The organism is Pikeienuella piscinae, assembly GCF_011044155.1.
In the GTDB taxonomy this organism is placed as follows: Bacteria; Pseudomonadota; Alphaproteobacteria; order Rhodobacterales; family Rhodobacteraceae; genus Pikeienuella; species Pikeienuella piscinae.
Window position 1 is genome coordinate 2841564 of record NZ_CP049056.1, and the last position, 14769, is coordinate 2856332.

Sequence of the window (14769 nt, forward strand, 5' to 3'; positions counted from 1 at the left end):
GCGCCCGACCCGGCGCGGCTAGACCATCCTCCGCACCAGCGGGAGGAGACTCAAAATGAGCGCCGGAACCAGCATCGCCTTTCACGCGCTCGATCCCGCTATCGTCGCCGCGCTGCGCGCCGGTGGCCCCGACGCCTACGGCGCGCCGGCGGAACGCGCGATTTCCGACGGTTCGGGCAATCCCTGCCGGCTTTGTCTTTCCGATATCCCCAGGGGCGCCGGAATGCTGATCGTAGCGCACCGGCCGTTTCCTGCGCCCCAGCCCTATGCCGAAACCGGGCCGATCTTTCTTTGCGCCGAGTGCGCGCCGCGCCAGCCGAGCGCCGCGCCGCCGCCCGTGGTCGCCACGCGGAAGGAGTTTCTTCTGAAGGGGTACACGGAAGAATACAGGATCCGCTACGGAACCGGCAGAATCACCCCTGTTCCGCAGATTCGCGCCTATTGCCAAGAATTGCTGGCGCGCGGCGATGTCGCCTTCGTCGATATCCGGTCGGCGACAAACAACTGCTTTATCTGCCGGGTGCGGCGGGCCTGAGTGCGCCGCGAATGCCGCGATGTGCGATTGATCCTTGGCGGGGACGCGCGACGCGCGCATGGTCGTGTGATGAAGATGATCCCGATCGCCGCCGCGCTCGCCTTCGCGCTCCCCAACGCGCCCGCGACAGCGGATATTCACGCCGTCGTGGTTGGCGTCGACAAGTATCAACGGCTGAACCCGTTAAACGGGGCGGCGAACGATGCGCGCGATCTCGCTGGCGTCCTGACCGCGCTCGGCGCCGAGGTCGAACTTCTGGTCGATGCCGACGCGACCCGTCGCTCGGTGATCCAGGCGTTTGCGAGACAGGCCGGGCGCGCGGGTCCGGGCGACATGTTCGTCTTTACTTACGCCGGTCACGGGTTGCAGGAGCCGGAAGCGATAGCGGGGGATGAATCTGACGGCATGGACGAGACCATCGTCTTTGCCGGGTTCGGCCGTAACGGCGCGCCGGCGGGTGAGCGGCTTCGCGACAACGAGATCGGCGAACTCCTTACGCTGGTCAGCCCGGAGGCGCGGGCGCTGATCGTGATCGACAGCTGCCACAGCGGCACGATGACCCGCGCCGCCGACCCGCGCGGCGTCGGCCTCGTCACCCGTTTCGGCGGCATCGGCCGGATTAGTGACGATCCGCTGCCGAAACCACCCGACGCGACCAAGGGACTTGATCTCGCAGGCGACAACATCGTCTTCGTCGCCGCCGCGCGCGATGACGAGCAGATCCCCGAGGTGGAGATCGAGGGCCAGATGCGCGGCGCTGTCAGCTGGACCGTGGCGCGCGCATTCGAGGGCGCGGAAGGGTTCGGGGGACCGTCGATGACGCTTGGCGAATTCCGCTCCTATGTCCGGGCGCAAGCGCGCGCGCTCGCCGCCGCGCGCCAGACCCCTTCGGTGAGTTTTCGCGCCGCCTTCCTTCCGGACGACGCGGCGATCGTGCCGCAATCGGCGCGTGCCGGGCCGGCGCCGACGCCGGCGCCGCGCGATGATGGCGGCGACCGTCCGGCGCTCGTCTATGCGCTCGGCGGCGCGGCGACGGGCGATCTCGGCGCTGGCGGCACTTGGGCGACGGAGCGGGCCGGGGCCGATCTGGTCTGGGATGCTCCCGAGGGCGAGTTGATCGACAATCGCGGCGCGGATCTGGTGGCTGAGGCCTGGGACGCCGCCGATATCAGCGCGGCGGTCGAGAAATGGCGGGCGGTTCGCCGCCTGACCAACTGGGCGGCGCGGCGCCACGCCGGATTTCGGATCACGCCGGACGACGGCCGCCACCGGCTGGGCGAGATGGTCGGACTCGAGATTGCGCGCCCGCTGCTGGAGCCGGAATACCTGACTATCGTCAATCTCGCCTCCGACGGACGGGTTCAGTTCGTCTTTCCGGACGACGCGAACCGGGCGCTGGCGGCGGATCTGATCCAGCCAGGCGAAGGCTTCGAGAAACTGGGCGAGGTCGAGGTCACCCATCCGGTCGGGGCCGATCACGTCGTCGCGATTCTCTCGGCGGAGCGGCCGGTCGCGCTGCATGAATGGCTCGAGGGCGGGGGCGGCGAACGGAACGCCGAGGCCTTCGTCACGCTTCTGCGCGCGATGGCGGCGCAGGGCGATCACCGGATCGGGGTGACGCCGATCTTCACCATGCGCTGAGCCTCATTTCGTTCGCATCACAACCGCGCCGCTCCAGTCCGGGCCGGGCGGGTCGGTCGCTGCGGTTGCGGAGAATTCAGCCATCACCGCGGCGACTGGCGCGCCGGGCCAGTCGTCGCGCGCCAGCGCGCGCCATGTCATCCCGGCCTCGTCGAATGCGCCGGCGCGATAGGCGGCGAGCGCGGCGGCGTATTCCTCGTGACCCGCGGCGTCGCCGACCGGCAGAGGGGCGAAGATGCGAACCGGCTCGCGCCTGCCTTTCACCTGGATCGACGCGATCTCCAGCATCTCGAAATCCGCTTCGGCGGCGCGGGCGCAGGTCTCGCCAAGGATGATCGGGGTTTGAAAGACTGATGGGAGGCCCTCCATCCGCGCGGCGATGTTCACTGTGTCGCCGACGGCGGTGTAGTTCATCCGCCGCTCCGATCCGACATTGCCGAGCACCGCGGAGCCGGAATGGAGACCGATCTTGACCGAGAAAGCCGGAAGGCCCCGCGCCCGGTCGTCGAGCGCCGCCTCCGCGACCCGGTCGCGGATCGCGGCGGCGGCCAGAACCGCAGCGCGCTCATATCCGGCCAGCGCGACCGGCGCGTTCCAGATCGCCATGACCGCGTCGCCAATGAACTTGTCGACATAACCGCCGGAGCGCTCGACCTCCGCCGCGATGATCGAGAGATACTTGTTTACGGTGGCGGTGAGCGTCTTGCCGTCGACCTGTTCCGAGAGCGCGGTGAAACCGGAAAGGTCCGCGAACATCACCGCGACCTCACGCGTTTCTCCTTCGAGATCCGGGAGCTTTTCCTGACTCAGCATCCGGTCGATCAACTCCGGCGCCAGATAGCGCGCGAAACTGGCGCGGAGCGCCGCCGCACGCCGGTCGAGCAGGAAAAGCCGCCCGGCCCAGCCGGCGCCGAACCCGACAAGCGCGGCGAGGCCAGGGCGGATCGCAGGGAGAAGAACGCCCGCCTCCTGCGCCGCCGCGGCGCCGGCGAAGCCGACCAGACCGACGCCGAGCGCCGCGGCGGCCGCGCTGCCGGGCCGGGTCAGCATTCCTGCGAGTGCGGCGAGTCCCGCGGCGAGCGCCGCCGCAAGCCCCGCCGCGAGCCCGCCCGCCGGGGCTGGGGCCCAACCCGAAAGCCGCGCATCGACGGCGGCGGCGTGAAGATAGACGCCGGGAAGATCGCCGCGCGGACCGACGATCTCGGGTGGGGTGAGAGCGCAAGGGGCGCCGGCCGCCGATGGCGCGCCGCGATCCATGAATCGGTCGGCGGCGCGAAACCGGTCCTCGCCCGGGAGAGCGCCGCCGACGAAGACGACGCGGCCACCAAAGAACGCATCCAGCGCCGCATCGCCCTTTGCATCGACGCAATCGAGGAGAGCGGAGACGCCCACGGCCGGAAAATCCGACAGCGGCCCGGGCGGGGTGATCGGGATCTCCTCACCCGCCGCGCGCCCGGTGAGCGCGCCGGTGAGCGTCGGCGCGGTCGCGCCGTCGGCGGTGGTGAAAGCATCGCGGACCCGGCGGACGACGCCGTCCGGATCGGTGTCGATATCGACGTGGGCGACGCCTTTCGGCCCGGCCATCAGCGCGAAGCGCCGGGCCGGCGTCAGTGCGCCGCTTCGGCCGATCACCAGCCGCCCCGCCCGGCCTTCGGCGCGCAGGAGTCGGAGAAAACCGTCGTCATGGCGCGCTAGCGGCGCTTCCTCGCCCAACCGGAACGCGGCGGAATCGAAGGCGAGGATGAAATCGAACCCGACCCCGAGGGCGCCGTGGGCGAGCGCGGTTTTCGCGACGGCGCTCCAGATCGGCGACATCAGCGCGCGGGGCATGGCGGAGAGTCGGTCGCTCATCACGCTTCGCTCGTCGAGAAGGACCAGCGCGACCTGCGCGTCGCTTAGCCCTGTCGGCTGAAAGAGCGCCTGCCGCGTCGCCGCCGCGGCGTCGTTCGCCGCACCGTCGAGCGCGGTGAACGGCAGGTAGGCGCCAAGGGCGCCGCCGAGGGCCATCGCCGCAAGCATGACGGCGACGACCGGGCGCGCGCGCACCGGGCGCGCCCTATGGCTGGATGATGGTGACGCCGGCGCCGGTGGCGACGGCGGCGGGCGCAGTGCGGTCGCCACCGGCGCCGGGGATCGCGATTTCGTAATCGACGCCGGATTCGAGCGGATCGAGATTCGCCGGCCAGCGCGCCATGCCTGCGACCACGTCGAGCGTGGCGACGATACCCCCGGCGCGCATGATCTCGACTTCCGCGACACCCTCGCCGAGGACGACGAAAACCGGGCGGGCGTTGATCATCGTCCGCGTCTCATCGCCCCTGAGGACGACCGAGGCGGAAGCGTCGGCGCTTTCCGCGAAGGCGACTTTGCGCGGGCATTCGATCTCGGTCTCGCCGACGAGCACGCCGTCGCCCGATGCCGCCAGCGCGCCGATCTCCACCACGCCGCCGCGGAAATGGCTCTCCGCGCAACTCGCGTAATGGATCACGATCAGTTCGGCGTCGGGTCCGAGCTCGAACCGGGCGCCGGTTTCGGCCTCGGTGAGTGGGTCTGCGGGCGGGCTGATGGCGCCCATGCTGTCGACAATGAGCGCCGTCGCTTCGGCCGCCGCGGCGCCCGCGGGCGCCGCGAACATCACGAGGAGAGTCAGGGTCAGTTCCGTCAGGCGCTTCATGTCTTTCCCCCTGTCCTTGCACGAATATAGATCGTCGTCACATTGATGACGAGCACGTAATCGGGCGCCAACCCCCGACCAAGTGACCCAGATCACGCCGGATTCACTGAATCCACGGCATTTTCACGGATCGCGGCAAAATCACTGTTCGTGATTTGCTGTTGCGCACACTCATAATCGGTTATCCTGATTAGATATGTCCAGATCATCAGTTGATCCGCCGAATTCAGAAGGAGTGTTCGCCATGACTTTTCGTAGACGACCCACCCGACTGCTGGTCGGCGCCGCCGCCGCAGCTCTCGCCATCTCTCTCGCCGGCTGCGCGCCGCCTCAACAGGTGGCCGCGCCTCAGCAGACCGCCGCCGTCCAGACCGCCGCCGTCCAGCCCGCCGCCGATCTGCCGCTCGCGCGGATCGAAGTGCGGGAGGCGCAGACGCTGCTCGGCCGCCTCGGCTATGGCCCATCGGTCGCAGACGGGATCGTCGGGCCGAGTTCACGTTCCGCCGCGGCCGCCTATCGCGCCGATATGGGCGCAACGGCGAGCGGGGATTTCAACCGCGACCTTCTGATCATGCTCCGTCAGTCGGCGAAGGCGAGCGGCGTCGCGACCGTCGCCGCGCCGCCGCCGGTCGCGCAGGGGAGCGTCACGCCGGCGGCGGCGTCCGCGCCGACCCCGGTTGCGGCCGCCTCGACCTCACCGGCGCCCACGCAAACCTCTTCGAGTTCCTCGTCGAGATTCGCGCGCTTGGGTGACGGTAGCGGCGGCGGCGGCGGCGGCGGTGGCGGCGGCGGTGGCGGTGGCGGCGGCGGCGGCGGTGGTGGTGGCGGCTGGTGATTCGGCCAGCGCCGCGCCCGAACGATCAAGGGAGATCGAACCCATGCCGAGGCCCCGTCAGAATCTGAAAGGCGCATTTGTCATCGCCGCGGTCGCCGCCATGGCCGCGGCGGCGAACACGGCGGAGGCGCAGGTGATCCGCGCGAGCGTTACGAAGGAGTTGACGCGCGGTCTCGCCGGTCTCGACATGACCCACAAGTCCGATCACGCAGTGCGCCGCTACGCCATTGTGATCGGCAATCAGGACTACGCGAATGTCGAGGACCTGACCAACGCCGTAAGCGATGCGAAGATCGTCGCCAGCTTTCTGCGTGACAACGACTTCATCGTCTTCGACGAATACGATGTGGACAAGCGGCGCTTCGAGCGGCTGCTGCGTCGCGTGCTCCTTGAACTCGACGAAAACTCCGAGGTGCTGTTCTATTTCGCGGGGCACGGCATCCAGATCGGCCGACGGAATTACCTCCTGCCGACAGATGTGACGCTGGCGGTTGCGCATGACGTGCCGTTCGAGACGGTGACGCTGGATCAGATCCTTGCGCTTCTCGCTTCGCGTTCGCGGCTGCAACTGGTGATCCTCGACAGTTGTCGCGACAATCCGTTCGCGAACCTGAGGCTGTCGACCGGGCTCGACGCCGCGCTTTTCGAGACCGGCGCCGGCTTTGCGACGATGTCCGCCCCGATCAACACTCTACTCTCGTTCTCGACCTCGCCCGGCGCTCTGGCGGTGGATGGCGAGGCGGGCGGCAACAGCCCGTTCACCGCCGCGCTCGTCGACCGTGCGCGCGAGAGCCCGACGGAAAGCATCACCCGCATCCTCGAAGACGTGCGCCGCCGCGTCTATGAAGCGACGGGTGGACGGCAAGTGCCCTGGGAAAGCTCGACGCTGGTCGAGCCCTTCGTTTTTCGCGTGGCGGCCGCCCCCGAAGAAAAGATCGTCGTCGCGGAGGCGCCGGTTCCGGCCGCGCCGCCGACCGAACTGTCGCTCACTGCGCCGCTCGACCGCGAAGTTAGTATCGGGCGCCTGATATCCGAAGCCTTCACGCCGCCGCCCGGCGCGGTGATCCGGGTCTCCGAGCCGCCGCGCGCCGGCGCGCTGGTGTTCGCGTCGGCTGATTCCGACGCCTTGGCCAGCACGAGCACGGGCGATGATCTTTCGACCCTTTCCTATGACGTCACGCTCGACGAACGGAACGCCGCCATTGGCGGCGCCGGCGCCTTCGACAGCAGCGACACGTTCGAAATCTCCGTCGCGTCCCAGGGCGCCGTCACCCCGATTCGCGTCACTCTGAAGACCGAGGCCGACTCCTGTGACGAGGAGGCCGGAGACTGGCTCGATCCGGGCGGCGTCGGCCTCGCGCGGTATCCGAACGAGATCGAGCCCGAGGCTGCGCTCGCGGCCTGCGAGGCGGCTGTGGAGCGGGCGCCCGAGACTGGGCGCTTCCACTATCATCTGGGGCGGGCGCTGCTGGCGCTCCGCCGCTATGACGAGGCCGGGGCGGCGTTCGAGGCGGCGCGCGAACTCGGCCACGTCCGGGCCTGGTACGCGCTCGGTCAGCTTAAGGCCTCGGCCGAGATCGCCACCGGCGGTGGCGCCGATATCCGCAATTCGGACGATGTGCTCGCCTATTACGCCGCCGGTGTGGAGCAGGGAGACGCCTACGCGATGCACGCGCTCGGTAAGCAGTTGCTGAGATACGGAAAGGACGAAGCCGAGCGTGAGGAGGGGTTCGATCTCCTCGGCCGGGCGATCGAGATCGGGCATACCTTCGCGATGAACGAGCTGGGCTATTATTTCCTCGATCGTGAGAGCGATCACTACCAGCCGGAGCGCGCGATGGGGTATCTGCGCGCCTCCGCGGCGCGGGACGATATCTACGGCTACAACAATCTCGGGCTGGTCAGCGCCAACGGGCTCGACGGCGCGGAGCCGGATTTCGACGCGGCCTATGAATGGTATCTGAAGGCGGCGGAGGGCGGACACCCAAACGCCCCGGTCAATGTCGGCCGGATGTTTTTTCGCGGAGAAATCGGCGATGGGCCGAACCTGACCGAGGCGATTCGCTGGTATGACGTGGGGCTGGAGCGTGGAGACGGCTGGGGCGGCGCCAACGCGGCCTGGATCATCCTCAATCGTGATGTCGCGGGTTTCGACGCAGTCGACGCCGCGATCCGGGCCGCCAAGGCGGCGGCGCTGAGAGATGAAGGCGCGGCGTCGGAGGCGAAATTGCTCCTGGACACACTCGGCAAGCGTGAGCTGACGATGGCGGCGCAACGGATGCTCAACGATCTCGGCGCCGGGCTGGAGGCGGACGGACTTTATGGCGCACAGACCCGTGACGCTATCGTCGGGTTGGCCGGTGTGGCCGGCGCGGAGTCCGATCTGGCGACGCCGGCGTCGCGACTCATGACCGTGGCGCGGCTCTACTGGCTGTCGAATCCGTTCCGCGTCGACCTCTATTGACCGCCGATAACGCCGATCTTTCAGGAGCCGAAGGTGCGGTGGCGCTCCTTCCTTTGACATTGACCGGCTTCGGTCATCCTTGATGACTCGCGCCGCAAACCCGATCCGGCGGTGAAGACAGCAGATGCGATCCGGCGCGGGGTCCGAAATGAAGAAGGGCAGCGTCGCCGCGGCGCTTTCGCAGTCCGATGCCGCGTCGCTCAGGCGGCGCGACGGCGCCGGCTCACGAAGCCGAGGCCGGCAAGCCCGGTGAGGAGCAGCGGCAGCGCGGCCGGCAAGGGCACGACCGCGGCGTCGGCGACCCGGAAGAACGCCTGACCCGACACCGGCGTTTCGCTGTCGTAGAATCCGTGCCGATAGGAGCCGGCCGCGAACCCGGAAAGGGCGGCGACGAGCTCGCTGTCAGTGCGAGGTCGGCGTTGCCGCCGGTATTGCCAAGCGCGGTGATGAAGGTGCAGTTCCCGGCGACGGGCGCGGCCGCATCAGGCGGATCGCCGTCATCCACGCAGCCGGTCGCGGCGCCGTTGGTGAAGCGTTGGACCGCTGAGCCGCTCACGCCGTCGAGAAGATCGAACGTGAAGCCGGATACGTTGGAGCCCGACGGATTCGGGTTGTAGTCGGTGAAGAACAGGTCGAACGCCGCATCCGCTGTGAAGTCGATATGACTGGTGAACGGCGTGCTCGCCAATAGCTCCGCCCGATCCTCATCTTCAGCCCACGACATTTTTACAGCATCAGCCGACGCAGTTTCGGCCAGGAACATGCATGATCAGGTGGTGCTCGAGGCGATAATTCACCCGGTAGGGCGCAAGGATCAGGCGTTTCAGCCCGTTCGCTTCGTCTTACTTCCGATGAAACCGCGCCTCGCGTTTCTCGACGAAAGCGGTCGCGCCTTCGATTCCCTCGGAGCCGGCGAGCGCATTGGCGATGCCGTCGGCCTCCATCTCCAGCTGCGCTTCGAACGCGGCTTCCTCGGCGGCGCCGATCATCCGTTTGATTCCCGTCATCGCGTCGGGCGGGCCCGCCGCCAGTTCGCCCGCCCAGATCAGCGCTTCCGCCAGCGGGTCGTCGGCGAGCCGGTTGACCATGCCGAGCTGATGCAGTCGCGCCGCTGCGACGCGTCCGCCGGTCAGCGCCATCTCGGTGGCGAACTGGCGCGGAAGAGCGCGGGCGAAGGACCAGGTCGCGCCCCCATCCGGCGTGATGCCAATCTTCACATAGGCCAGCATGAAGTACGCGTCCTTGCTTGCGACGATCAGGTCGCAGGCGGCGGCGAGCGAGGCCCCGGCGCCGACCGCGCCGCCCTCGACCGCGGCGATCACCGGGCGCGGACAGGCGCGGATTGCGCGGATCATCTCATGCAGGCGGTCGACGCCATGACGCCGGGCCGCATATGGCTCCTTGTGTGCGACGGCGAGCCGGCGAACATCGCCGCCGGCGCAGAAGAACCCGCCAGCACCGGAAATCACCACGGCGCCGACATCGTCCGACGACGCGCTCTCGATGGCGGGGATCATGCCGTCGTAGAAATCCAGCCCGAAAGCGTTGCGCTGCTCAGGCGCGTTGTTGACGATATGAAGGACGCGACCTTCGCGATGGGTGGGAACCCGGCTCACGCCGCCTCCAGCGCCATGAACCGGGCGAGATGGAAGTCCTCGTCGCCGAGTTGATGGTCGATCATCACCAGGCGTTTGGCGAAATGCGGCGCGGCGTATTCCCAGGTCATGGCGATGCCGCCGTGGAGCTGGATGGTTTCCTCCGAAATCAGCCGTCCGACCCGTCCGACCAAGTTCTTCGCCGCCGAAAGCGCGCGCTCACGCTCCACGCGCGGCGCCTCCAACAACCCTGCGGCGAGGATGGTGAGCGAACGCGCCTGCTCGATCGCGACGACCATTTCAACCATCCGGTGCTGGAGGGCCTGGAACTTGCCGAGCGGGGCGCCGAACTGCTTGCGCGTCTTGAGATAGTCCAGCGTCAGGTCCTTGCAGACCTCCATCGCGCCGAGGGATTCGGCGCAGAGCGCGAGAACGCCGCGTCCGAGCGTTCGCTCCAGCGCCTCGTAACCGCCCCCGGGATCGCCGAGCGCCTCGGCGGGGGTGTTCTTGAAGGTGAACTCGGCGGCATGGCCGCCATCGACGGTCGCGAAGGTGCGCATCGTCACGCCCGCATCCTTCGGATTCACCAGATAGAGCCCGATCCCGGCTTCGTCCGCCTCGTCCCCCGCACATCGGGCGGAGACGATCAGCCGGTCGGCCGTGTCGCCGTTGATGACCACGGATTTTCGGCCGGTGATCTTGCCGCCCTTCGCCTTGCAGGCGATGCGGCTCATCTCGTAGCGGCTCTCGGGTTCGGTATGGGCGAGGGCGAGGTGAAGGCCGCCGGCGATCACGTCCTCCAGCATCTCGTCCTTGCCGGCTCCAATCAGCGGCGTCGCGCCGAGAACGCCGGTGGCGAGGAAGGGCTCGACGACAAGACCGGCGCCGAGCGCCTCGAATACCACCATGATGTCTTCGCCGGCGCCGCCGAAACCGCCCGCCTCCTCTGGCAGCAGCGCGCCAATCGCGCCCAGTTCGGCGAAGCGCGCCCACATCTCGGGGTCGAACCCGCCCTCCATCGCGGCGGCCTTGTGGCGGGTTTCGATGTCGTATTGCTCACGCACGAAACGGCCGAGCGTGTCGGTCAGCATCTGGCGTTCTTCGGAAAGCGCGAAATCCATGGTTAAAGCCCGAGCCCCATTTTCGAGATGATGTTCTTCTGGATCTCGTTCGAGCCGCCGTAGATCGAGACCTTGCGCATGTTGAAATATTTCGAAGCCTGCCCCATCGCGCCTTCCGGCCCGACCGGCTCCTCGTTCCAGCCCTCGTCGAAGCTTTCCGGAACGAAAGGCATGGCGTGCGGCCCGAAGGCGCGACGCATGAGATCGGTCAGCTCCTGCCTCACCTCAGTGCCGCGGATCTTCAACATGGAACTCTCGACACCACCCGCAGCGCCGCCTTCCGCCGCCGCGACGGTGCGAAGGTTGAAGATGTCCATCGCCAGCATATCGATCTCGACCTTGCCCATGCGGGCGGCGAAATACGGGTCTTCCCGAAGCGGTTTGCCGTTCGATTTCATCCGCTTCGCCGCGTCTTTCAGATGCTCCATCGCCTGGCGCGAATAGGCGGCGCCGGCGATCCCGGTCCGCTCATAGGTCAGAAGATATTTTGCGAGCGTCCAGCCCTTGTTCTCTTCGCCGACGAGGTTTTCGGCCGGCACCTTCACATTGGTGAGGAAAACCTCGTTCACCTCATGCTCGCCGTCGAGCGTGATGATCGGGCGTACTTCGACGCCGGGCGTGTCCATCGGAATCAGGAGGAAGGAGATTCCCTCCTGCTGTTTGCCGCCCTTCTGCGTGCGCACCAGACAGAAGATATGATCGGCGATATGGCCGAGCGTGGTCCAGGTCTTCTGACCGTTCACGACGTAATGGTCGCCCTCCCGCACCGCCTCGGTCTTGAGCGACGCGAGGTCGGAGCCGGAGCCGGGTTCGGAGTAGCCCTGGCACCACCAATGCTCGGAAGTGAGGATCTTCGGCAGATATGTCTTCTTCTGCTCCTCGGTCCCGAACTTGATTAGGACAGGCGCGAGCATGTTGACCCCGAAAGGGATGATGCGCGGCGCGTTGGCGAAGACGATCTCCTCATGGAAGATGTGCGCCTGCACTGGCGTCCACCCCGTTCCGCCATATTCCGCCGGCCAGTGCCAGGCGAGCCAGCCCTTTTTGTTCAGAAGGTCGTGCCACTCGACGAGATCGGCTTTCGCGAGGCGCTTGCCGCCCGCGACCTTGCCGGCGAGCCGGGGGGAGAGGTTTTCTTCGAGATAGCTCCGCACTTCGTCGCGAAAGGCGTTCTCTTCGGGCGTGTAGTTCAGATCCATCTCGTCCTCCTGATCCGGCGCCGTTCCGGCCGGGGGCCGGAACGGATCGGTTGCCGGGTTACGCGACCTCGAAAAGTCCCGCCGCGCCCATGCCGCCGCCGCAACACATGGTCGAGACGATATACTTGGCGCCGCGGCGTTTTCCCTCGATCAGCGCATGGCCGACCATACGCGCGCCCGACATGCCATATGGATGCCCGATCGAAATCGCGCCGCCGTCGACATTGAGCTTGTCGTTGTCGATGCCGAGGAAATCGCGGCAATAGAGCACCTGCACGGCGAAGGCTTCGTTCAGCTCCCAGAGGTCGATGTCGTCCATCTTCAAGCCATTGAGTTTCAGAAGCTTGGGCACCGCGTAGATCGGGCCGATGCCCATCTCGTCCGGCTCGCAGCCGACCGCGACCACGCCACGGAATATGCCCAGCGGTGAAAGCCCGCGCCGCTCGGCCTCCTTCGCCTCCATCACCACCGCGGCCGAAGCGCCGTCGGAAAGCTGCGAGGCGTTGCCGGCGGTAATGTGTTTACCTTCCTTGATGACCATGCCGTCCTTGAAGACGGGCTTCAGGCCGTTCAACCCTTCGAGCGTGGTGGAGGGGCGGTTGCCCTCGTCCTTCTCCAGCGTCACCTCGCGGTCGAGAATTTCGCCTGTCTCCTTGTTCTGGAACTTCATCACCGTGGTCATCGGGGCGATCTCGTGGTCGAACCGACCAGCCTCTTGCGCCGCCGCGGTGCGCATCTGGCTCTGATACGCGTATTCGTCCTGCGCTGCGCGGCTGATCCCGTAACGCTCGCCGACCGTCTCGGCCGTCTCCAGCATCGACATGTAGAGCGCCGGAAGCCGCTGCATCAGCTCGGGGTCGGCGATGTTGTCACGCCGCTGATGCTCGTTCTGCACCAGGGAGATGCTCTCGCCGCCGCCGCCGACGGCGATCTGGACCCCGTCGGAGATGATCGACTTCGCCGCCGAGGCGATCGCCATCATGCCTGAAGAACACTGCCGGTCGATGGTCATGCCGGCGACTGAAACCGGCAGCCCGGCGCGCATCGCGGCCTGCCGGCCGAAATTCATGCCCGACGATCCCTGTGTCAGGGCATTGCCCATGATGCAGTCCTCGACCTCGCCCGGCTCGATTCCTGCGCGCTCCACGGCATGCTTGATCGCGTGCCCGCCGAGCGCCTGCGCCGTGGTGGCGTTGAAGGCGCCGCGATACGCCTTGCCGATCGGCGTGCGGGCGGTGGATACGATGACGGCTTCTCTCATGGGGTCACTCCTTTGCGCCATGGGCCGCGACGGCCTTATCGGCGTATTTCCGGGTTTGTTCGAACGCGCCTTCGAGGGCTTTGGCGCCGTCCATGCTGCTGATCTCTTCGAAATGCGCGGCGACGCCTTCGGGTGAAAGTTCGTCGCCGGTCAGGATGACTCCCTCCGTCTCGTGGAGCCAGGTGCGGGCGAAGCATCCGCCGCCGGCGCAGAGGATGGTCCGCTTCGGTCCCTCCTTCGAGGCGAGGAAAAGCACGCCCGGCGAAATCGACTCCGGCGTGAGCAGGTCTTTCGCGGCGCCTGAAAACAGCTCCTCCGTCATCCGCGTCACCGCGGTCGGTGAAAGCGTGTTGACCCTGATGTCGTATTTCTCGCCCTCGATCTGCAGGACGTTCATCAGCCCGATCATGCCGGTTTTCGCGGCGCCGTAGTTCGCCTGGCCGAAATTCCCGTACATGCCGGAGGACGAGGTGGTGAAGACGATACGGCCATATTCCTGCGCGCGCATGATCGGCCAGACGGCGTGGGCGCAATTGGCCGAGCCCATGAGATGCACGTTCAGCACCTTGATGAAATCCGCGATCTCCATCTTGGCGAAGCTCTTGTCGCGCAGGATGCCGGCGTTTGCGACAAGCACGTCGATCCGACCCCATTTCGCCACCGCCTGGTCGGCCATCATCTTGACGGCGTCGTAGTCCGATACATCGGCGTCGTTGGCGATCGCTTCGCCGCCGGCCGCCACGATCTCCGCGACCACCGCGTCGGCCGCGGAGGTGGAGCCGCCCGTGCCGTCGCGCGCGCCGCCAAAATCGTTGACCACGACCTTAGCGCCGCGCGCCGCGAACTGCAGCGCGTGGCTGCGGCCGAGCCCCGCGCCGGCGCCCGTCACGATAACGACCTGATCCTTGAAACTGATGCTCATGCCTTCTCCAGATAGACGCGCCCGATCCACTCCGCAATCAGCGCGGGTTTTTCCTCGCCCTCGATCTCCACCGTCACGTTCTGGCGGTAGGTGGCCTCGCCGGGGACGCTTTCGTCGAGTTTGGCGAGGGTGAAGCGACCGCGGACACGTTTGCCGGACCGGACCGGTGAAAGGAACCGAACCCGGTCGAAGCCGTAGTTCACCCCCATTGTCACGCCGTTCAGCGACGGACCGGCCTCATAGACCATGGTCGAGAGCAGAGAGAGGGTGAGAAAGCCATGCGCGATGGTTCCACCGAAGGGCGTTTCCGCCGCCTTCACCGGGTCGACATGGATGAACTGGTGATCGTCGGTGATCTCGGCGAACCCGTCGATCATGGATTGGTTCACCTCGATCCAGCGAGATACGCCGATCTCTGACCCTATCAAAGCGCGAAGTTCGGCGAGCGAGCGCTTAGCCTTGAAACCCATCATCCCTCCGAATCCCGCGCCGGTTCGTAGTCGCGTGCGCGCGCATATTGAC

Annotated in this window: 13 protein-coding genes; 4 read left to right on the plus strand and 9 right to left on the minus strand. The window is 67.1% G+C overall.

All coding sequences use genetic code 11. From position 1 onward, the window contains the following. The first annotated feature begins 55 nt into the window (after positions 1 to 55). Together G5B40_RS13465 and G5B40_RS13470 are read left to right on the plus strand one after the other, a co-directional pair. Positions 56 to 535 (plus strand): DUF1203 domain-containing protein, encoded by a 480-nt coding sequence (locus tag G5B40_RS13465; RefSeq protein WP_165099546.1) that lies wholly within the window; start codon positions 56 to 58, stop codon positions 533 to 535. A 69-nt stretch (positions 536 to 604) separates the two neighbouring features. Then, on the plus strand, positions 605 to 2176 hold the full coding sequence (locus G5B40_RS13470) for a caspase family protein (protein WP_165099548.1): 1572 nt from the start codon (positions 605 to 607) through the stop codon (positions 2174 to 2176). Between the two features lie 3 nt (positions 2177 to 2179). Here G5B40_RS13470 and G5B40_RS13475 read toward each other — a convergent pair whose 3' ends face one another. Both G5B40_RS13475 and G5B40_RS13480 read right to left on the minus strand, forming a co-directional pair. Next, positions 2180 to 4222 (minus strand): adenylate/guanylate cyclase domain-containing protein, encoded by a 2043-nt coding sequence (locus tag G5B40_RS13475; RefSeq protein ID WP_165099550.1) that lies wholly within the window; start codon positions 4220 to 4222, stop codon positions 2180 to 2182. 10 nt (positions 4223 to 4232) lie between these two features. Beyond that, positions 4233 to 4850, minus strand: a complete 618-nt coding sequence (locus G5B40_RS13480) for a hypothetical protein (RefSeq protein WP_165099552.1) — start codon at positions 4848 to 4850, stop codon at positions 4233 to 4235. A 244-nt stretch (positions 4851 to 5094) separates the two neighbouring features. Here G5B40_RS13480 and G5B40_RS13485 point away from each other — a divergent pair, with 244 nt between their 5' ends. Together G5B40_RS13485 and G5B40_RS13490 are read left to right on the plus strand one after the other, a co-directional pair. Beyond that, on the plus strand, positions 5095 to 5685 hold the full coding sequence (locus G5B40_RS13485; protein ID WP_165093512.1) for a peptidoglycan-binding protein: 591 nt from the start codon (positions 5095 to 5097) through the stop codon (positions 5683 to 5685). Continuing rightward, positions 5600 to 8149: a caspase family protein gene (locus G5B40_RS13490; protein ID WP_165099554.1), complete on the plus strand. Its 2550-nt coding sequence runs from the start codon at positions 5600 to 5602 to the stop codon at positions 8147 to 8149. Before G5B40_RS13485 ends, G5B40_RS13490 begins: the two co-directional genes overlap by 86 nt. A gap of 200 nt (positions 8150 to 8349) precedes the next feature. Here G5B40_RS13490 and G5B40_RS21535 read toward each other — a convergent pair whose 3' ends face one another. The 7 genes from G5B40_RS21535 to G5B40_RS13525 form a co-directional block, all read right to left on the minus strand. Next, positions 8350 to 8475, minus strand: coding sequence for a VPLPA-CTERM sorting domain-containing protein (locus G5B40_RS21535; RefSeq protein ID WP_211907329.1), 126 nt, complete (start codon positions 8473 to 8475; stop codon positions 8350 to 8352). A gap of 516 nt (positions 8476 to 8991) precedes the next feature. Continuing rightward, positions 8992 to 9765 (minus strand): oxepin-CoA hydrolase, alternative type, encoded by a 774-nt coding sequence (locus tag G5B40_RS13500; RefSeq protein WP_165099556.1) that lies wholly within the window; start codon positions 9763 to 9765, stop codon positions 8992 to 8994. Next, a complete protein-coding gene (locus tag G5B40_RS13505; protein ID WP_165099558.1) occupies positions 9762 to 10865 on the minus strand; it encodes an acyl-CoA dehydrogenase family protein in 1104 nt (367 codons plus the stop codon). Before G5B40_RS13505 ends, G5B40_RS13500 begins: the two co-directional genes overlap by 4 nt. Before the next feature lie 2 nt (positions 10866 to 10867). Further along, positions 10868 to 12064 (minus strand): acyl-CoA dehydrogenase family protein, encoded by a 1197-nt coding sequence (locus G5B40_RS13510; protein WP_165099560.1) that lies wholly within the window; start codon positions 12062 to 12064, stop codon positions 10868 to 10870. Positions 12065 to 12122: 58 nt separating this feature from the next. Further along, a complete protein-coding gene (locus G5B40_RS13515; RefSeq protein WP_165099562.1) occupies positions 12123 to 13325 on the minus strand; it encodes an acetyl-CoA C-acyltransferase in 1203 nt (400 codons plus the stop codon). Positions 13326 to 13329: 4 nt separating this feature from the next. Continuing rightward, the gene (locus tag G5B40_RS13520) at positions 13330 to 14247 is read right to left on the minus strand and encodes an SDR family NAD(P)-dependent oxidoreductase (protein WP_165099564.1); all 918 of its coding nucleotides are present in this window, start codon (positions 14245 to 14247) and stop codon (positions 13330 to 13332) included. After that, complete coding sequence (locus G5B40_RS13525; protein WP_179961580.1) at positions 14244 to 14717, minus strand: MaoC family dehydratase; 474 nt, start codon at positions 14715 to 14717, stop codon at positions 14244 to 14246. The genes G5B40_RS13520 and G5B40_RS13525 overlap by 4 nt, the downstream gene beginning before the upstream one ends. Positions 14718 to 14769 lie beyond the last annotated feature (52 nt).

What these genes read in the sequence shown, in the direction of transcription:
- G5B40_RS13465 (WP_165099546.1), top strand. Translation starts at nt 56, where the DNA reads ATGAGCGCCGGAACCAGCATCGCCTTTCACGCGCTCGATCCCGCTATC.
- G5B40_RS13470 (WP_165099548.1), top strand. Translation starts at nt 605, where the DNA reads ATGAAGATGATCCCGATCGCCGCCGCGCTCGCCTTCGCGCTCCCCAAC.
- G5B40_RS13480 (WP_165099552.1), bottom strand. Translation starts at nt 4,850, where the DNA reads ATGAAGCGCCTGACGGAACTGACCCTGACTCTCCTCGTGATGTTCGCG.
- G5B40_RS13485 (WP_165093512.1), top strand. Translation starts at nt 5,095, where the DNA reads ATGACTTTTCGTAGACGACCCACCCGACTGCTGGTCGGCGCCGCCGCC.
- G5B40_RS13505 (WP_165099558.1), bottom strand. Translation starts at nt 10,865, where the DNA reads ATGGATTTCGCGCTTTCCGAAGAACGCCAGATGCTGACCGACACGCTC.
- G5B40_RS13510 (WP_165099560.1), bottom strand. Translation starts at nt 12,064, where the DNA reads ATGGATCTGAACTACACGCCCGAAGAGAACGCCTTTCGCGACGAAGTG.
- G5B40_RS13515 (WP_165099562.1), bottom strand. Translation starts at nt 13,325, where the DNA reads ATGAGAGAAGCCGTCATCGTATCCACCGCCCGCACGCCGATCGGCAAG.
- G5B40_RS13520 (WP_165099564.1), bottom strand. Translation starts at nt 14,247, where the DNA reads ATGAGCATCAGTTTCAAGGATCAGGTCGTTATCGTGACGGGCGCCGGC.
- G5B40_RS13525 (WP_179961580.1), bottom strand. Translation starts at nt 14,717, where the DNA reads ATGGGTTTCAAGGCTAAGCGCTCGCTCGCCGAACTTCGCGCTTTGATA.